The sequence below is a fragment of the Pararhizobium arenae genome (assembly GCF_001931685.1).
GTDB classification, from domain to species: Bacteria; Pseudomonadota; Alphaproteobacteria; order Rhizobiales; family Rhizobiaceae; genus Pararhizobium; species Pararhizobium arenae.
The window spans coordinates 77,709-96,580 of record NZ_MOOY01000011.1 but is presented as its reverse complement, the minus strand read 5'-3'; the positions used below and the strand labels follow the sequence as shown (position 1 = coordinate 96,580).

The following is an 18,872-nucleotide window of genomic DNA, read 5'->3' as shown; positions in this document are numbered from 1 at the left end:
CGCGTGGACAAGACCAAGGCCTGATAGCGAAACCGTCGCCTAAACGTCGTGGGCAGAGAGTTAAGCATCCGCAAACCGCAGACGGTCACAGCTATAGCGTCCGAGTTGCCTCCAAGCGAAACCTCCGTGCGCAGCCGGGAAGGTGTTGTTGAACAGATCAATCCCAACCACTTCGGAACCAGGTTCTGACGCAACGGCGTAGACGGTGTTTCTCGCGTGGCGGACGTGCGATATGGCCTCGCAACCGACGGTGAATGCCGCTCACCGCCGCGTTGAGAATACTCGGCTCAACACAAGCCGCGCCAAGCTGTAGTTTGCGGCGATGTTTCATTTAATCAAAGCATCTCTGTGCCTCTTCGTCGTCGCCCGGTTCATAATGCCGCTCCCTTGGCCGCTTTGGTTACGCATCGCCGTTTCGGCGGCGCTTATGGTGGTGTTTCAGCACAGTCTCTTGAGTCTTGTGGTCTTCGGGACGATGTTCTCGCCGGAAGTTCCGCGTGCCGTGATGGTGTTGGCGAACTGGCTGTCGGGATCAGTGCTGTCGTGGCGGTGTTCCAGCTTGTCCTGGACGTGATCGCCTTGGCAACGGCGACCGTTAGACGTCGGTGGGTCCGAATTGGTGTCGCTGCGAGGTATTGCGCGGGCTTCGTCGCGGTTACCCTTTCGAGCTATGCCGTCATGCAGGCCATCCGGGTCCCGGAAGTGAGGAACGTCACCATCGGGATCAAGGGCTTGCCGGAGGAATTCGAAGGCTACAGAATTGTGCAGCTAACCGACCTCCATATCAGTCGTCTATTCCAGGCTGACTGGGTCGAGACCACCGTGACGCTGGCCAATGAGCAAAAAGCCGATCTTGTCGTTCTGACCGGCGACCTGATCGACGGGGATTTGCAGGCTCGCCGTCGCGACGTTGCGCCTCTGTCGAAACTCGAAGCCAGGGACGGCGTTTATGTCATACCCGGCAATCATGAGTATTACTTCGGACAGCACGCTTGGATGAAGCAGTTCGAGGAACTGGGCATGACCAGGATCGATAACGGCCATGTCGTGCTGAGCCGCGGCAAAGCGGAGCTTGTACTGGCGGGGGTCAACGACCTTTCTGCGGAGAATTTCGGATTGCCAGGGCCAGATCTCGCGCAAGCGTTAAGCGGCGCGCCGGAGCGCGCTCCGGTGGTGCTCCTGGACCATCAGCCGAAGCGTGCAAGGGAAGCCGCCGGAAAGGGGATCGCGTTGCAGCTTTCCGGTCATACCCATGGCGGGATGATCGTGGGCTTCGACCGCCTCATCGCGACTTTCAACGGCGGGTTTGTCTCGGGTCTCTACGACGTGGATGGCATGAAGCTATACGTCAATAATGGCAGCGCATTATGGATCGGTTTCGCCTTGAGACTGGGCGTCCCGTCCGAACTCACCGTGATAACCCTGAAGAGAGAGGGATAATCGAAAGTCCTCCGGCACCGATCAGCTCGCGCACGGCACCTCCGGCGCTTGGTTGACTGGCAAAGCGCATCCGTAGGGATCGGAGTCACCGGGCTTGTTGGACATCGCGCCCCGGAAAGCCGCGTCGCCAAAATTTCTGTGTCGAGATCCGGTATGCAGCCAATCGCTGCTGATCAGAGAGATCCGGGGTTTTCACTCGGGTTAATGACACGTGCGGAGCGTTTTCCGGAGACCGAGCAGGCGTGCCTAAGCGACTGCCGTCACGATCTCGACAAAAGCTGTCAGACAATCTGCATTGAAATCCCGCGAAAATGCCTTCATATGTGTGGGATACATTGGCGCGGCGCGATCCGCAGGTTGGTGGCAGGGTATGCAGACGGACTTACAAATTGCAAAACAGAGCGCGACGTTGCGCGTGAAAGTCGAGGAAACGCTACGACAGGCCATCGCCAGCGGAAGGTTCAAGCCCGGCCAGCGGTTGGTTGAGCGCGAGCTATGTGAGATGCTGGGTGTCGGCAGGACATCCGTGCGAGAGGCGCTGCGGCAGCTTGAAGCCGAAGGAATCATAACGAGCTATCCCCACAAGGGGCCAGTCGTCAGCACGATCACCTACGAGGAAGCCGCACAGCTCTATACCGTGCGAGCTCTGCTCGAAGGGTTCGCCGGGCAACAGTTCGCAGAGCACGGTACGGCCGCGGAAATCGCGACGTTGCAGGCGGCGGTCGTCGAATTCGAGGCGGCCGCCGCGAGTGGCGTGGGCGCTCGACTCATCAAAGCCAAAAACGTTTTCTACGATTGTCTGATGGACGGCAGTAAAAACGCTTTCGTCCGACAGATGCTCACGTCGCTGCACAACCGGATCAACCTCCTGCGCATGACGTCGATGACGCAACCGGGACGGTTGGCGCACAGCATCGAAGAGATCAAGGAGATCGCCGACGCGATCAAGAACCGGAATGGTCCTCTCGCCGCGGCCGCTTGCAAGTTCCATATCGACCAAGCGGCGAAGGTTGCGCTGGAGTACCTCAGGAAGAACACGTCCGACACTCCGTAAGATTTCGATTGACAGATTGTCTGATAATCTTTTTACTCTGTCTCCGATGATTGCGGGCGCTTCTCTGCCCGTCTGTGCTCGGAGGAAAAATTGTCAGCGACGATCAACGCAACGCGCGTGGCCTTCATAGGGCTAGGCGCGATGGGCCAGCCTATGGCTCAACACCTTATTTCGGCTGGCTTTGAGGTCGTCGGTTTCGACCTGTCGCCAGAGGCCAAGGCCAAACTCTCCGCGGCCGGCGGACGGGCCGCGGAGACCATCTCCGAGGCGATGCTCGGTGCCGACGTCGCGGTCACCATGTTGCCGAACGGAAAAATCGTCCGCGACGCCCTGCTGGAGGGCAATGCCTGCGGAGGCCTCAAGCCCCACGCCGTTGTGATCGACATGAGCTCCTCGGCCCCGAACGACACCAGGGAACTTGGTTCGGAACTCTCCAACCGCAATCTTCGACTTGTCGACGCCCCGGTATCAGGCGGAGTCAAACGCGCGGTATCCGGCACGTTGACGATAATGGCGGGCGGGGCCGACAGCGACATCGACGCGGTCGAACCGCTGCTTAAAGCGGTTGGCCAGCAAGTTTTCCGCACCGGCCCGGTAGGGTCGGGCCATGCGATGAAGGCTATCAACAACTTCGTGTCCGGAGCGGGTGTTCTCGCGGCGATCGAGGGCGTGCTTCTTGGCCGTGCGTTCGGTCTCGAACCCGAGACCATCGTGGACATCCTCAACTCTTCTTCAGGGAAGAACAACGCGACCGAGGTCAAGATGAAGCAGTTCATCCTCTCGGAAACATTCGGATCGGGCTTCGCACTCGGCCTCATGGCTAAGGACATCCGGATCGCGGCCGACCTCGCAAAGACAATCGGCCTGCGCCTCGAGGCGCTCGCCAGCACGGCAGACACCTGGGACGCCGCCCAGGCAAAGCTCGGGCCGTCGGAGGATCACACGAAGATCATCGCCTATCTCGACAATAGTCTCTGAACAACGCGCGCCGCAGCGCGAAATGGATTGACAGATTGTCTGCAAATCGGTTGATTGCAGTTGAACGGAATAGCTAGGGAGCGTTGTCTAATGACCGCAGCTGATGCAGCAAAAGTGAAAACCAACGGGAAGGAGCGGCCTGTCCCGTCCAAAGAATTCGCGAGTGGCCTGGCCACGCGTCGGGAAGTCATGGGCGATGCCTATGTGGACGCCGCGCTGAACAAGGCGACGGATTTCACCTGGCCCATGCAGGAGCTTGTCACGGAGTATTGCTGGGACAACATCTGGAACCGTCCCGGCCTGGACCGCCGTGCGCGGTCGATCCTCAACCTCGGGATGATTTCGGTTCTCAATAGGCCGCACGAGCTCAAGGGTCATGTACGCGGCGCGATCAACAACGGCGTCACGAAAGAGGAGATCCAGGAGATTTTCCTCCAGGTTGCGATCTACGTCGGCGTGCCGGCGGGTATCGACAGCTTCCGCCACGCCCAGGACGTCTTCAACGACATGGGCATCTGAATTCGCCGCCGCGTGGGAGTGGCGGCTCAATTTGAAGGCGCGGAATTGACCGCGCCGTTTAACTAGGGAGGAGCCGAAATTGGCTATCGATCTCGAGAAGTTCGTAAAGCTCGCGCAGGAGGACTTCGAGTTCAAGCGCGAAACCCGTTATCTTAACGGTATCATCAAGTGCGATTTTCCGACCCGCTGCGTCGCCCTTCATTTCGAGGACGGCAAGATGACGAAGGTTGAGGAGGCGGCTTACGACGACGACAAGTGCAGGATCGTAATCCGCGGCACGGCCGAACAGTGGGACGCGCTCCTGCAGAAGAAACCTCTGCCGTTCTACCAGTGCCTGCAGTCGTCGAACATCAAGCACGGTCTGCATCTCAGCAACAACAACGAAACCTTCGCCTATCTGCCCGCGCTCAACCGCATGACGACTTTGATGCGCGATGCCCGCCCGGAAGGAGTAGCAGCATGACCAAGCACGATCCGATCACCGGCCGTTACGTCTATCTGACGATCGAAGGCATCGAATACCGCGTTTACTACGAAGAGGCGGGGCAGGGGATTCCGCTGCTCGTCGGCCATACTGCAGGCTCCGACGGCCGTCAGTACCGTCATGCACTTTGCGATTCCGAGGTTACCAAGAACTTCCGGGTCATCGCGTTCGATCTGCCGTATCACGGCAAGTCGCTTCCTCCTCACGGCGTGCGCTGGTGGGAGAAGGAATACAATATGACCAAGAAGTTCATGATGGACTTCCAGCTCGAGCTCTCGAAAGCTCTCGGTCTCGATCGCCCGGTCTACATGGGAAGCTCGATGGGCGGCCATCTGGCGATCGACCTCGCCTCGAACTATCCCGACAACTTCCGGGCCACCATTTCGGTCGAGGGTGCACTGCGTTCGGCGGCCGAATACGTCGACGTCGGCATGGCGGGCATCCGCAAGGAATTCGACAATCCCAACGTCAACCGCACGTCTATCGGCGCGGCCATGATGCTGAACATCTCTCCCTACTCGCCCGAAGCGAACGTCCGGGAGATTCAGTGGGAATACAGCTGTGGCGGACCGGGCATCTTCGCGGGCGACCTCTACTACTACTACTATGACCACAACGTGTCGCCCGAGGAAGCCAGCAGAATCGATACGTCGAAGTGCATGCTTTACTTCCTGACGGGCGAGTACGATCCCAATACCTCCCCGGCCGACACCAAGATCGCCGCGGACCTCGTGAAGGGTTCGAAGTTCTGGACGATGGAGAAGCTCGGGCACTTCCCCGTCACCGAAGACTACACGGAATTCAGAAAGTACCTGCTTCCGATCCTCGAGGAGATTCAGCAGGCATCCGAAACCAAAGCCAAGGTCGCCTGAAGACCGGTCTCTGGGAGGACCATCCAATGAGAGGCATTCTGAACGGAACGATGGGGGCGCTGATCGCGGTCAGCGCCCTGACGACCACGGCTCATGCCGAGGGGGTCGACCAACTCCCCGCCAGCGAACAGAAGATCTACGAAATCGTCGATCCGCAAATTCCGCTGGGAGCAAGCGCATACAAGGACTTCAAGCCCAAGAAGGGGCCGCCGTGGAAGATCGGCTACGCGAGCAGCTATGCCGGGAACACCTGGAGGGCGGCGGCCCTCGACGCGGTCATGAACGATCTGCTGCCGCGTTCGAAGGAAGCGGGTCTCGTATCAGAAGTCGTGGTCACGCAGTCCGACCTCAAGGACGCGGTCCAGATCCAGCAGATGCGCCAGATGGTCGACGACGGCGTGGACGCCATCATCATCTGCTGCTCGAACGTAACCGCGCTGAACCAGACCATCGAGTACGCCTATAAGGCGGGCGTGCCCGTTTTCTCGTTTTCGGGGTACGTAACGTCGCCATACGCGATCAACGGCGCTGCCAACCACGCCCAGGGCGGCGGCGAGATGGCGACCTGGCTCGCGGAAAAGATCGGCAAGAAGGGCAATGTGCTACTCGTGTCCGGCATTCCCGGTTTCGCTTCGTCGGACAGCTTCGACAAGGCCGCCAAGGAAACGCTTGCGAAATATCCCGACATCACGATCGTCGGCGAGGTAGCAGGCAAGTGGACGGACCAGGTCGCGCAGGTCGAGGTGCAGAAGTTCCTCGCGACAAATCCGGCGCAGATCGACGGCATCCTGACACAGGGCGCACAGGAGAACGGCGTGTTGAACGCCATGCTCCAGTCGGGCCGTGACATGGTGCCGATCACGCTCGGCGGCGAAGCTTCCGCGGCGTGCTACTGGCGGCAAAATCCCGATTGGATCGATGCCAGCTTCCACATCTGGCCGCCGCGTCGCGAGATGCAGCAGATGTGGGAGATCATGCTCCGCACACTCCAGGGGCAGGGGCCAAAGGTTCAGTCCTTCCTGCGCCCGGTCCTTCCTTACACCATCGACGACGTACGAGCGGCAATTCCCGAGGACTGCGACGTGAACTCGACGGATTTCGTCGAGCCGAAGGCCGACGGGTGGTTCCCGGCGGCGGTGGCCGACCAGTACTTCGAGCGCCCCGCCGATCCCTGGAAGGCCGTGTCGAAGTGAGCTTGTCCTGCCCGGCAAAGGAGACGCCGGGCAGGCATTTCCAAATTCGGAAACCGCTCTTGGCGGACGTTGCGGGATGGGAGTAACGCGATGGACAGCGAAATCACAATAAGAATGGTCGATGTCGCGAAGGCGTTCGGCGAAACGAAGGCGCTCAAGAAATGCGACTTCGAGGCCCGTGCCGGAGAGGTTCACGCCATTGTCGGCGAGAACGGTAGCGGCAAGAGCACGATGGCGAAAATGATGTCGGGTGTGCTTCATCCCGACACGGGCAAGGTCTCGATCCTCGGAGAGAGGGTTCTCTCGCCGATCGACGCAAAGCGGATCGGTCTAACGACGATCTTTCAGGAGGTTCTTGTCGCCGAGGAAGCAAGCGTGTTCGACAACCTCTATGTCGGTCGTGACGGGGTTTTCAAGTCGCAAACGACAGGCGGCGACCGCCGCGCCGAGGCGGACGAAATCCTGACCCGGCTCGTCGGAAAGCCGGTCGATCTCGACGAGGTCGTCGGCAGCCTTCCCCTCAGTGTGAAACAGTGGATCGTGATCGCGCGCGCCATCCTGCGGCGGCCACGCGTTCTCATCCTCGACGAATCTTCGGCAGCCCTGGACCTCGATTCCACCATTCGCCTCCATTCTGAAATCGACCGCCTTCGAAGCGAAGGCGCGACAGTACTGATCGTCACCCACCGTATCGCGGAACTCGTCCGCATCGCGGATCGCGCGACCATTTTGCGCGACGGCATTACCGTCGGCACTCTCGAGAAGCACGAGATCACCGAAGAGAACCTGCTTTCCATGATGACACCTGCCGACCGCCGGTCCGGCGACGTAGCGGAGTACGCTTCGAGGGCGAAGTCAGCGGCTCCGGCAATCCTGACTGCCCGAAATCTGGCCGTGCACCGTACGGCCGGAAAATTCGACTTCGATCTCCCCAAGGGAAGCATCGTCGGCGTGGCGGGGCTGGACGGTCAGGGGCAGGACGCGTTCGTCCGTGCTCTGGCGGGTATCGTCCAGCCATTCGGCGGTGACGTGCAGGTTCGCTCGGCCGACACCGACCGGATGGTTTCATTGCGCACGCTGGACGACGCGGCGAACCTCGGCGTGAGCTATGTTTCCGGAGACCGGAAGCGCGAGGGCATCTTTCCCCAGCAGAGCATCTTCGAAAACCTCGCGATCGGCGTCTACAGGAAGAACCTCGGTGCGCTCGGCGTGATCCGGAAAGCCACGCTCAAGCCGATGTTCAAGCGGGAGGTCGATCGGCTCCGCATCAAGATCGGTAGCCCGTCGAACAAGATCACGTCGCTCTCGGGCGGTAACCAGCAAAAGGTCCTGATCGGGCGCGCCTTCGCCAACGATCCCCAGGTCATCGTCCTCAACGACCCGGCGCGGGGCGTCGATCTTGGCACGAAGCGCGACCTCTATCGAGAGCTTCGCCTGTTTACCGACAAGGGCGGAAGCGTCGTTTACCTGTCGAGCGAGATTGAGGAATTCATCGGTTTCGCGGATCGGGTCGACGTCTTTTTCGGAGGGACGCTGTTCCGCTCCCTCGAAGGGAACGAGATCGCGGAAGAGCCGATCCTCGCCTCCATGTTCGGAAAATCCAAGCACGCCTCCGTCGAATTCGATCTCGAAAGGACCGCATGATGTCCTCGTCCGGAATCCGCCAAGTCACGCAGGACCGCTCGCTGTTCGTTCCAGCCGGGCTTTTCCTCGTCCTCCTCCTCGCCGTGGCGTTCCGCGGTCAGGGCCTTTTCACGAACAACGGTCTGGCAGGGGCGATTCTCGTGGCCACGCCATTGATCCTCGCCGCTCTGGCCATCACGCCGATCGTCATGGCGGGCAGGGGAGCGGTAGACCTTTCGGTCGGTCCGCTGATGGGCTTCATCAACGTCACCCTTATCACGTGGCTAGTCGGCAACGGCATCACGAACCCCGTCGCCGTTATCGCATGGGCCGTCGGACTGGGTGCCGCTTTTCAATTCGTGCAGGCGCTCGTCATTATCTACGTACGCGTCGCGCCGATTATCGTGACGCTTTCGGGCTTCCTCGTCCTCTCCGGCGTCAATCTCATGGTGATGTCGCGACCGGGCGGCGTGGCACCGGACTGGATGCTGTCGTGGGGTGCGGGGACGAGCGTCTTCTCTCCCGTCCTGTTGCTGCTCGTGGCGGCCTTCGCTGTCTGGGGTGTCCTGCGACGTACGATGTTCTACCGGAACCTCAGAATGACGGGGGCCGACGAGCGCATGGCCTACACGAGCGGCGTTCCTGTCGACGTCGTCCGGATCATTGCCCATGTCGTAGGCGGCGCGTTCGCGGGGCTGGCGGCACTGAGCTACACCGCTCTCATTTCGTCGGGTGACCCAACCCAGGGGAGCACCTATACGCTACAGGCAGTCACGGCGCTCGTCCTCGGCGGCGCGAGCCTCTCCGGCGGTCGCGGCGGCGCGCTCGGATCGACGCTCGGCGCGATCAACATGTTCCTGATCTCGTACCTCCTTTCCACTTTCAACTTCGGCACGGTCTCCGGATTCGTCACGCAGATGGCTTTCGGCCTGATCCTCGTCGGATCGCTTCTCGTGAACGTCTTCGTAACAAGCCGCCGCGCCGTCGCGTGAAGGAGCAATCAAAATGGTTTCCACCGTCATGAACACAGAAGTCGCAATGGCCCGGAGCGCCAGCCCCTTCCGAACCCACAAGAGCATCGCGATAGGGTTCGCGCTCCTCGCGTGTCTTCTCGCCCTTGGAGCATTGCTCGTTCCGGGCTTCGTCTCGTCCCAGAACGCGCGCTCCATCCTTCTGCTTGCCGCATTTCTCGGGCTGGCATCCGTCGGTCAAACCCTATGCGCCCTAGTCGGCGCTCTGGACCTGTCGATCCCCTATATAATTGGCGGCGCAAACATCCTTCTTCCCAGTCTCATGGTGGCCGGACTGCCCGCGCCCGTCGCTATGATCGTCGTGCTGATCCTTGGGGCACTCGTCGGGGCCGCCAACGGAGCCCTAAGCTTCCGGCTCCAGGGGCAGGCGCTGATCATGTCGCTCGGAGTGGGCTTCGCGGCCGTCGGCGCGGTCCAGATCTACACCTCGCTCGGCTCCCAGTTCGGAGGGACGGTCTTCGCGCCCGTGCCGGACTGGCTTAGGAACCTCTCCGCCTTCAACGGCAAGTTCTTCGGGCTCCCGTTCCCCCCGGTAATCGTCATCTGGGCCGCGGTCGCGATCGGCCTTGGCTGGATCATGTACAACACCTGGTTCGGGCGCAGCCTCTACGCCGTCGGCGGAAGCCGGACGGCGGCTGCTCGCCTCGGAATTTCTGAGTTCAGGATCTGGACCGTTATACATAGCGCCAGCGGCGCGATGTCGGCGATCACCGGTATGCTCCTCCTCGGCTTCTCCGGGGGTGGCTTCGTAGGCGTAGGCGATCCATATCTGTTCACCACCGTCGCGGCGGTTGTCATCGGGGGAACGTCCCTTCTCGGAGGAGCCGGAGGATACGGCGCGACCGTCCTCGGAGTCCTCGTGCTCACGGTCCTGACATCGCTTCTTGTCGGTCTGGGCCTAAGCTTCCCGGCACAGCAGGCGGTCGTGGGACTTCTGATCGTACCCATGGTCGCGATCTATGCCCGCTCCCCGCACATCCGCAATCAGATTTGAACGTTGCATCGAAAGGAATACCCATGGCTATCTCCAGCGCGCTACTCGACCGCCTGAAGGACCCTTCTCTCGTCCGCGAGGAGATGCTGGTCGGAGGCGACTGGCGCAAAGACGGAGAGGGCGGCAAGACCGTCAGGGTCCAGAATCCATCTACCGGGGACCTTATCGCGACCTTGCCGAGCGCTGGTCTCCAGGACGTCCGCACCGCCATCGATCTCGCCAAGACCGCCCAGAAGAAATGGGCGGCGCGCTCCGGGAAGGAGCGGGCGGGCATAATGCGCAAGTTCTTCGATCTCGTGACCGCGAACACCGAGGATCTTGCAATCATCCTCACGTCCGAAATGGGGAAGCCCTTGGCCGAGGCGCGCGGCGAAGTCGCCTATGGAGCGTCCTATATCGAATGGTTCGGCGAGGAGGCAAAGCGCGTCTACGGCGACACGATCCCCGGGCACCAGGCCGACAAGCGCCTGATCGTCATCAAGCAGCCCGTCGGCGTCGTAGCCGCCATCGCGCCGTGGAACTTCCCGTCGGCGATGGTCTGCCGCAAGATCGCTCCCGCACTCGCCTCGGGTTGCGCCATCATCTTCAAGCCCGCCGCCGAGACGCCCTTGTCGGCGCTTGCGCTTGCAATCCTCGCGCAACGTGCCGGAGTGCCCGACGGCCTGGTCAGCATTCTGCCGACCGATAACGCCCGAATGTTCGGGGAGGAGGTCTGCTCGAACCCGATCGTGAAGAAGCTGACATTCACGGGATCGACCGAAGTCGGCCGCATCCTGATGGCGCAGGGCGCTCAGAAAATAATGAAGCTCAGCCTGGAGCTTGGCGGAAACGCTCCGTTCATCGTGTTCGACGACGCGGATTTGGACGAGGCGGTCGAGGGCGCGATGCTGTCGAAGTTCCGAAACGCGGGTCAGACGTGCGTGTGCGCGAACCGCCTATACGTTCAGAGCGGAATCTACGACAGGTTTGTCGAGAGGCTCGCCGCCCGAGTTTCTGCTCTCAGGGTGCTGGACGGTTTCGAGGAGGGGGCGACAATCGGACCGCTGATCAACGACGATGCGGTGAACAAGCTCTACAACCATATCGACGACGCCGTCAGCAAGGGAGCCAAGGTCGTGGTAGGGGGCGGACGAGACGAGCGAGGCGGGACTTTTGTCCAACCGACCCTTCTCTCCGGCGCGACCAAGGAAATGAAGGTCGCTCGCGAAGAAACCTTCGCACCACTTGCTCCGGTCTTCAAATTCGAGACAGCGGACGAAGTCATAGAACTCGCCAACGACACCGAGTTCGGGCTTGCGGCGTACTTTTTCGCGAATGATCTCCGGAATGTCTGGAAAGTCACCGAAGCGCTCGAATACGGGATGGTGGGTGTCAATACGGGTCTCATCTCCACCGAAGTGGCACCGTTTGGCGGCGTGAAGCAGTCCGGGTTTGGCCGGGAAGGCTCCAGATACGGGATGGATGATTTCCTGTCCATGAAGTATGTCTGCATGGGCGGCATGCAGTCCTGACTCCACGTCGGCGGCCAAGTGTCATCTCGGTCGCCGGTCCTCCATACTCCCAACACAGAGATGGAAATGATCGACCCTGCGAAGAAACCGGTGTCCTCCCTGCCAAGCGTGCCACATAGCGCGGAAGCGCTCCGCAACATGTACAGTGTATCAGCCGACAGCGAACAGGTGTGGGCCGATGTGGCCGCAAAGGCCAGCGTCGAAGGGCGCGCCGTCCCCGCGCGTCCGAATGTCCGGCGTATCAAACCATAGACGGTCGGAATTGGCGCGACGGATACAGCGAAGCGCGTGGATGTCGGAACGGTGCGGCTAACAAATATAGAGGCTTTGCCGACTCAATCCGCAGGACGCCATAGAGCTCCCCAACCAAAGGTTCTCCAATATCAAGATAGCGCGCCTTGCAGGCCATGAAAAGCGCATGCGAACTCGTGCGCCTCCGCCGTCGCTATCGTCCGTGCCGCGACGTGGCTGCAGGTTGAAACACACCGGGGCGAGGCCGCTTTGTTCGCGACCCCGCCCCGGCATCGCCTTGGGAGGGCGTATTGGCTTCCGAACCGCTGGCAACGGTGTATGCGGCCGAGATCGCTAGACGGTGTGCTTCATCCGCAGAATTGGCTTGATGACCTTCCCGCTTTCGGAGTCAGCCATCGCCTCGTTGATCTCGTCGAGTTCATAGAACTGCACCAGCTTGTCGAAGGGAAAACGGCCCTGTTGCCAGTAAGCGATCAGCTGCGGCACGAATTCGGAGGGAATGCTCTGGCCCTCAACGACCCCGACCAGCGTGCGCCCGAACAGGAAGCTGCCGATATCGATGACGCCCTCGGTACCGAGAGCCGAAGAACCGACGAGGCCGCACGTGCCCGGAGTGCCGAGGCAATCCACCGCCTGGCGAAACACCTTCGGGGAACTCGTGCACTCGAGGCTGAAGTCCACACCGTCGGGAACGATCTTCCTGATAGCAGTAACGCTGTCCGCACGGCGGGCATTCACGGTGTGCGTCGCGCCGAGCTCAACGGCAAGTTCGAGGCGATCGTCGTTGAGGTCGATAACGATGATCGTGGCGCAACCTGCAATTTTGGAGGCCATAACCGCGGCCATCCCCACCGCGCCCGCACCGAAAATCGCGATGGAAGAACCCTCTCGGGGCTTCAGACAATTCAGGACCGCTCCCGCGCCCGTCTGGATGCCGCATCCGAGCGGTCCTATCAGTTCCAGGGGAACATCTTTGGAGATCTTGACCGCGTTACGCTCCGAGGCAATGGCATAGGTGGCGAAGGATGACTGCTCGAAGAAGCAGCCGCTGATCTGTTTGCCGTGCGAGTCATGGATCGGGCATGTGCCGTCGGGACGAGTTCCACGGAAATTTCTGCCGAAAAAGTCATCGCAGTAGTAGGGTGTGCCACCGCGGCATTTCTCGCACTTGCCGCAGTACGCGTAGCTTAGCGCGACGTGGTCTCCGGGGGCCAGGCTCGTAACGCCACTGCCAACCGCCTCTACCACTCCCGATCCCTCATGGCCGAGGACAACCGGCTGCGGGACGTCATAACCCTGATCACGGACCACCATGTCCGTATGGCACACCCCCGAGGCTACGATTCGGACAAGTATTTCGTCCGCTCTGGGTTCGTCGATGCTGATACACTCGAGCACCAAGGGCTTCGACTTCTCCCGCGATACCGCGGCATACGCTTGCTTCATGTCACAATCCTCCGACTGCTGGAGATTTATTCATTTTCAGACAATCAGTCAATCGTAATGGTTGGTGGCGCAGATCATTCCTCATATTCCGGTCGCGATCGAGTGACCTGGCTGCGCGGCAGGCCCGTGCAGTTGCTATCGATGTTTGGCCACGCAGGCCGACCTGACCTGGCGTGTGCCGCCGGGTTACCCCTATGAGTCTGCCCTCACTTCATCCTGTTGAGGAAATCCGGGTGAGGGGCGGACCAGAAATCGCCCCGTGCTGGTCGGAGTAGGCGGCAAAAAGCCCAAGGCAGAGGGAGTTTTAGCGGCTCTGGCGGCTTTGAAAAAGGCTCGTCCCACCCTTCCTAGACTGACATCGTAGGCTTCCCGACGGTAGTTAATTTGGATTGAATCTTCGTCTTCACGTGATTTTTCGGGCTCGATTTCGAGCATTGGATTGGGAGTTTCCCCCGATAGCCACTGCTCGATTCCTGCGGCCACGATGCGTTTGAGCACGGCGCGCGACTTGGCCTGTCGGGCCATGCTTTATAACCGAAAAACCTGTGCCTACACGTTGCCCGAAGAATGTTTCGTCATATCGGAATTTACCGCTCAAAGCGCTCGACACACATCTTATTTCGAAGCATTACAATGACTTATACCATCCATTGCACTACCCCTCGGCAATGTCATTGACAGATTGTCTGATGATTTATAAAGATGCACTTGCCGTTCTTGGGAGAGTCCGGCGGCAGCAGGAGAATAAGAGGCTCTCGCGCAATCAGACAATTTCGCCGCTCAGAGCGGTTGAGGAGGAGACCCATGAAAAGACGTACTTTCCTGCAGGCCAGCGGTGCGCTGGCGGTAGCCGGAACCTTCGGGATGCCAAGCTTTCTCCGTGCCGAGGACGCGATCAACATCCTTCCTGATACCTTCCCTTCCGAGGGCGACAACCCGATCGTCGAAGCGGGAAAATTTGCCAAGCCCGGCCCATGGAAAATCGGCCACAGCCACTACGGCCTGGCAGGTTCAACCCATACCTACCAGACAGCTTTCGAAGCCGAGTACGAGATCGGCAAGAACAAGGACCGCGTGGCGGACTACCAGTTCCGCAGCGCCGATCTGAATGCGTCCAAACAGGTGGCCGACATCGAAGACCTTATCGCGCAAAAGGTTGACGCGATCATCATCGCCCCGCTCACGACCGGTTCCGCCGTCGAGGGTATCAGGAAGGCGACCGCCGCGGGTATCCCGACCGTTGTCTATCTCGGCCGCGTCGACACCGAAGAGTTCACCGTGCAGGTGCAGGGCGACGACTTCTACTTCGGCCGCGTAATGGCGCAATTCCTCGTCGACAAGCTTGGCAATCAGGGGAAGATCTGGGTCCTCCGGGGCATCGCCGGACATCCGATCGACGCAGACCGCTATGCCGGGGCGATGGAGGTATTCAGCAAATCGGGTCTGCAGATCACATCCACCCAGCACGGCAGCTGGTCTTACGAAGATTCGAAGAAGATCGCAGAGAGCCTGTATCTTTCGGATCCGGACGTCGCCGGCGTGTGGACCGACGGCGCGAACATGTCGCTCGGGGTGCTCGATGCGCTCCAGGAGGCGGGTGCTTCCACCATCCCTCCGATCACCGGCGAGGCCCTCAACGGATGGATGCGCAGGTGGAACGACGAGAAGCTTTCCTCCATTGGCCCGATCTGCCCGCCCGCGCTTTCCACGGCGGCACTTCGCGCTTCCTTCGCCCTCCTCGAAGGCAAGCCGATCCAGCGCAACTGGACAAATCGTCCTAAGCCGATCGTCGACGAGAACCTCTCCCAGTTCTACCGCGCGGATCTGACCGATGCCTACTGGGCACCGACCGAGATGCCGAACGAGAAACTCCTCGAATACTTCAAGGCCTAAGAACGATCGGGCGCGGAACGTCCGCGCCCGCATCCCTCTCGAAGATGGAAGTGTTTATGAGCATGCTTGTCGAGATGGTCGGCATCAACAAGTCTTTTGGTGCGACGCGCGTACTTTCGGACGTTCGGTTTTCACTCGAGCGCGGTTCGGTGCACGCTCTCATGGGCGAGAACGGGGCCGGTAAATCAACGCTGATGCGTATCCTCGCGGGCGTGTACCAGCCAACTACCGGGAGCGTTCGGCTTCGCGGCGAGGACGTGAGTTTCAAGTCGCCCAAAGAGGCTCGTTTGGCTGGCGTGTCGACCGTATTCCAGGAATTCACGCTGATTCCCAACCTGACCGTGGCGGAGAACATGTTTCTCGGACACGAGCCGCGTCGAAAGGACGGTTCGATCGATAGCGCCGAGGTTGTCCGCCGTTCCAGAGAGCTGCTTGCCGACGTGTTCCCGCAGCTCGACGCGACCGCGATCGTGGATACGCTGACGGTCGCGCAGCAACAGGCGGTGGAAATCGCAAAGGGACTGACCTCGAACGCGGACATCTTCATCTTTGACGAACCCACGGCAGCGCTCAACTCGACGGATGTCGCCCACCTCTTCAAGGTGATCCGCGACCTTAAAGCCCAAGGAAAGGCGGTCGTCTACATTTCGCACCGCATGAACGAGGTTTTCGAGCTTTGCGATGTCATCACCGTCATGAAAGACGGCGGGTGGGTGAAAACCGCGAAGGCGGAGGACTTCAATCTCCACTCGCTCGTCGCGACAATGGTCGGGCGCGAGCTCCAGAATTTCTTCCCTCCGCGGTCACAGGAGACCGGAGAGCCCATGCTGGAAGTCTCGGGACTGAAGCTGCACGACGGTGGCGCATCTGTGGCGTTCTCCGTCCGGAAGGGCGAGATCATCGGTCTCGCAGGTCTTGAAGGACAGGGACAGCGCGAGATCATGCGGTCGGTCGTCGGGGTTGAAACGGCGAGGGCGGTTACAGTTCGCCGCCGTGCAGGCGGATCCGCCATGAGCGCCGTGAACGTGACCTCGGGCTTCCCGAACGCGATCGCCGCCGGAATTGGGTTCATTCCGGAGGACCGCAAACAGGAGGGCCTGTTCCTCCGACTGCCCATCTACGACAACATCGCTCTCGGGAAGCAGCTCAACCGCAATATGGCGAGCGTCGCCTGGCGGTCCGTCTCCAAGGTGCGCGAGATCATCAAATCGCTGCGCGTCGCCGCGGCGGACCCGGGCGCGCCAGTCGGAAAGTTATCCGGCGGCAACCAGCAGAAGGTTCTGCTCGGAAGGTGGCTTCTCTCGGGGGTGGACATCCTCGTCATCGAGGAGCCCACCCGGGGCGTCGATGTCGGCGCGAAGGCCGAAATCTATCGTTTGCTCCGCGACTTCAGCGACCGCGGAGGCGCGGTGATCGTCTCCTCGCGCGAACACGCCGAGCTCATCGGTCTCTGCGACAACATCCTGGTGGTTCACGACCGGAAGATCGTCGGGCAGATGCCAGCGGCCGATGCGACAGAGGAAAGCATTCTCGGGACCGCGCTCGGTTCCAGCTCCGCAGAAGATCCGCGAGCGGTGGTCCATTGAAGGGGATATGATGAATATCGTGACGAATTTTCTCAAGGTTCCGTACCGCGCGGGAGCGATTGTTCTCTCGATCGGCACCCTTCTGGTCATCCTGATCGCCGCGGTGATAACGCTGCCGGGATTTCTCGCTCCCGAGAATCTCTCGAACCTTCTGGCCCAATCAACGGTGCTGGTCATATCGGCGCTCGGTCAGACGTTCGTGATCCTGACGGGAGGTCTCGACGTTTCGGTGGGCTCGATTATCAGCGTGACGACCACCATCATGACCCTAGACCTGCCCGAGGTCGTCCGCGTGTTTCTCTGTATCGCCGTCGCAGTCGCCTTCGGTCTCGCCAACGGCTACGGCGTAGCGCGGCTGAACGTCCATCCCATCATCATGACTCTCGCGACCATGGGGATCGGGCAGGGACTGGCACTTATCATCCTTCCCATCCCGGGCGGTCGCGTCCCCGACTGGTTGTCGGCGTCCGTTGCCGGGTCGGTCGGTCCGGTCCCGAATTCGCTGTTCTGGCTGATCGCGGCCTCCCTCGCCGCGGCATGGCTCCTCTACCGCAGGCCCTTCGGTCTGTACCTCTTCGCTTCAGGTGGCAATGACTTCAACGCCCGCATGAACGGTGTCCCGGTGGAACGTACCGTCATCAAAGCCTATGTTCTTTCAGCGCTCTTCGCATGCGCCGCGGGAATGTTCCTGGCGGGGCGACTGGCATCCGGCGATCCCAAAGGCGGTGCCACGTTCGGAATAGAGTCCGTCACAGCGGCGGCACTCGGCGGCGTGCATCTGGCGGGTGGCATCGGAAGCATCCTCGGTACGGTCGTAGGGGCGGCCATTCTGGGCATCGTCAACAACGTGATGAACCTCGCGAACGTCTCCGCCTTCCTACAGTCGGTCGTCAAGGGCCTGCTCCTCCTCGCGCTCGTGGTCTCGCAGCGCCGCAAGACAATCGGACTTTGAAAGAGATGGACTTCTCGATGACAACGAGTGAAACGAAGCACGAGACTCCACCCCGCGCGCTCAACGCCAGACGTGCGGTTTCGTGGGTGCTTGGCCTGCCACCGGCATACTACGTTCTCGCGATCCTGATTGCGGTCGCGCCCCTCGTCAGCGCCACGCTCATCAACCCGAACTACTGGTTCGTGATCCTCAAGCAGTCGGCACCGCTCGGTATTGCCGTCCTGGCACAGTCTCTGGTTATGCGGGTGCGGTCCATCGACCTCTCCGTCAGCGGAGTGTTCGCCTTCGCGATCTACTTCGCCAGTTCGGGCTTCCTGAAGAACTATCCGCCCTACGTCACGGTCCTGATGCCAATCGTCGTCGGCCTGGCAGTGGGTCTGGTAAACGGCGTCCTCGTGGCATACGTCCGGGCGTCGGCGGTGATATCGACATTGAGCGTCTCCGCTATTCTAATCGGCGTCGTTCAATACATGAGCGCAGGTCGTGCCCCCGGTTCGACGCCGAGCTGGCTTAGAGTGCTGACAAACGGGAACATCCACGGACTTTCCTATTCGGTGATCGTGTGGCTCGGCGTCACGGTTCTCGTCTCTCTCGCGTTTCGCTACCTGATCGTCGGCCGCTACTTCAGGGCGGTTGGTGATAATCCGCGGGCCGCGGAAACCACCGGTATCCCGCTCGCCCGGACGATCTTCGTATCACATACTCTGGCGGGGTTCCTCACGGGGATCGCCGCCCTCGTACAGGTCTCCGCGCTCGCCGTCGGAACGATCAAGCCCGGTTTCGACACCTTCATGAACGCCCTGGCCGCGACGATCCTCGGTGGCGTGACGTTCGGGGTGGACCGGGGCGGTGTGGCGGGTCCGTTTGTCGCGGTCGTCGCGTTCAGCTTCCTGTTCGCCATGTTGACCGTGTTCGGCATCCAGGAACCCGGAAAGCTGATCGTACAGGGCGGCATTATCGCACTCGCCGCGATCATCTACGGGGCCCGTACCGGACGCGTCTGAGTCCGGTCGTCCCGCGGTTTTCGATTTCGGCCGCAGTCAA

Annotated in this window: 17 protein-coding genes; 15 read left to right on the top strand and 2 right to left on the bottom strand. The window is 60.7% G+C overall.

Annotation, left to right across the window (positions count from 1 at the left end; genetic code table 11):
* Positions 1-387: 387 nt before the first annotated feature.
* The 11 genes from BLX89_RS21580 to BLX89_RS21530 all read left to right on the top strand — a co-directional run bounded on the left by BLX89_RS21580 (position 388) and on the right by BLX89_RS21530 (position 11,699).
* On the top strand, positions 388-1,440 hold the full coding sequence (locus BLX89_RS21580; RefSeq protein ID WP_342587610.1) for a metallophosphoesterase: 1,053 nt from the start codon (positions 388-390) through the stop codon (positions 1,438-1,440).
* Between the two features lie 370 nt (positions 1,441-1,810).
* Positions 1,811-2,494 (top strand): GntR family transcriptional regulator, encoded by a 684-nt coding sequence (locus BLX89_RS21575; protein ID WP_075293038.1) that lies wholly within the window; start codon positions 1,811-1,813, stop codon positions 2,492-2,494.
* Positions 2,495-2,584: 90 nt separating this feature from the next.
* Positions 2,585-3,472, top strand: a complete 888-nt coding sequence (locus BLX89_RS21570; protein WP_075293037.1) for an NAD(P)-dependent oxidoreductase — start codon at positions 2,585-2,587, stop codon at positions 3,470-3,472.
* 90 nt (positions 3,473-3,562) lie between these two features.
* Positions 3,563-3,991 carry a carboxymuconolactone decarboxylase family protein gene (locus tag BLX89_RS21565; RefSeq protein ID WP_198935184.1) on the top strand — a complete coding sequence of 143 codons (429 nt, stop codon included), beginning with the start codon at positions 3,563-3,565 and terminating at the stop codon, positions 3,989-3,991.
* A 79-nt stretch (positions 3,992-4,070) separates the two neighbouring features.
* Positions 4,071-4,454 carry a hypothetical protein gene (locus BLX89_RS21560; protein ID WP_075293036.1) on the top strand — a complete coding sequence of 128 codons (384 nt, stop codon included), beginning with the start codon at positions 4,071-4,073 and terminating at the stop codon, positions 4,452-4,454.
* Entirely contained in the window at positions 4,451-5,347 is an 897-nt protein-coding gene (locus BLX89_RS21555; RefSeq protein ID WP_075293035.1) for an alpha/beta fold hydrolase, read from the top strand. Before BLX89_RS21560 ends, BLX89_RS21555 begins: the two co-directional genes overlap by 4 nt.
* Positions 5,348-5,373: 26 nt before the next feature.
* Positions 5,374-6,540, top strand: coding sequence for an ABC transporter substrate-binding protein (locus BLX89_RS21550; protein WP_075293034.1), 1,167 nt, complete (start codon positions 5,374-5,376; stop codon positions 6,538-6,540).
* Positions 6,541-6,630: 90 nt separating this feature from the next.
* Positions 6,631-8,184 carry a sugar ABC transporter ATP-binding protein gene (locus BLX89_RS21545; RefSeq protein ID WP_075293033.1) on the top strand — a complete coding sequence of 518 codons (1,554 nt, stop codon included), beginning with the start codon at positions 6,631-6,633 and terminating at the stop codon, positions 8,182-8,184.
* A complete protein-coding gene (locus tag BLX89_RS21540; RefSeq protein WP_075293032.1) occupies positions 8,181-9,155 on the top strand; it encodes an ABC transporter permease in 975 nt (324 codons plus the stop codon). Before BLX89_RS21545 ends, BLX89_RS21540 begins: the two co-directional genes overlap by 4 nt.
* Before the next feature lie 13 nt (positions 9,156-9,168).
* Positions 9,169-10,188, top strand: a complete 1,020-nt coding sequence (locus BLX89_RS21535) for an ABC transporter permease (protein ID WP_075293031.1) — start codon at positions 9,169-9,171, stop codon at positions 10,186-10,188.
* A gap of 23 nt (positions 10,189-10,211) precedes the next feature.
* Positions 10,212-11,699: an NAD-dependent succinate-semialdehyde dehydrogenase gene (locus BLX89_RS21530; protein ID WP_075293030.1), complete on the top strand. Its 1,488-nt coding sequence runs from the start codon at positions 10,212-10,214 to the stop codon at positions 11,697-11,699.
* Positions 11,700-12,284: 585 nt separating this feature from the next.
* On the opposite strand, the gene BLX89_RS21520 is transcribed toward BLX89_RS21530, so the two are convergent.
* Both BLX89_RS21520 and BLX89_RS24715 read right to left on the bottom strand, forming a co-directional pair.
* Complete coding sequence (locus tag BLX89_RS21520; RefSeq protein ID WP_075293028.1) at positions 12,285-13,397, bottom strand: NAD(P)-dependent alcohol dehydrogenase; 1,113 nt, start codon at positions 13,395-13,397, stop codon at positions 12,285-12,287.
* A gap of 192 nt (positions 13,398-13,589) precedes the next feature.
* A complete protein-coding gene (locus BLX89_RS24715) occupies positions 13,590-13,922 on the bottom strand; it encodes a hypothetical protein (protein WP_158025988.1) in 333 nt (110 codons plus the stop codon).
* A 279-nt stretch (positions 13,923-14,201) separates the two neighbouring features.
* On the opposite strand from BLX89_RS24715, the gene BLX89_RS21515 reads away from it, so the two are divergent.
* Genes BLX89_RS21515 through BLX89_RS21500 form a run of 4 tightly spaced genes read left to right on the top strand, consistent with a single transcriptional unit; the run spans position 14,202 to position 18,832 of the window.
* The gene (locus tag BLX89_RS21515) at positions 14,202-15,290 is read left to right on the top strand and encodes an ABC transporter substrate-binding protein (protein ID WP_075293027.1); all 1,089 of its coding nucleotides are present in this window, start codon (positions 14,202-14,204) and stop codon (positions 15,288-15,290) included.
* A gap of 56 nt (positions 15,291-15,346) precedes the next feature.
* Positions 15,347-16,876, top strand: a complete 1,530-nt coding sequence (locus BLX89_RS21510; RefSeq protein WP_198935183.1) for a sugar ABC transporter ATP-binding protein — start codon at positions 15,347-15,349, stop codon at positions 16,874-16,876.
* Between the two features lie 10 nt (positions 16,877-16,886).
* Positions 16,887-17,828: an ABC transporter permease gene (locus BLX89_RS21505; RefSeq protein ID WP_075293081.1), complete on the top strand. Its 942-nt coding sequence runs from the start codon at positions 16,887-16,889 to the stop codon at positions 17,826-17,828.
* A gap of 5 nt (positions 17,829-17,833) precedes the next feature.
* Positions 17,834-18,832, top strand: coding sequence for an ABC transporter permease subunit (locus BLX89_RS21500; RefSeq protein ID WP_075293025.1), 999 nt, complete (start codon positions 17,834-17,836; stop codon positions 18,830-18,832).
* Positions 18,833-18,872 lie beyond the last annotated feature (40 nt).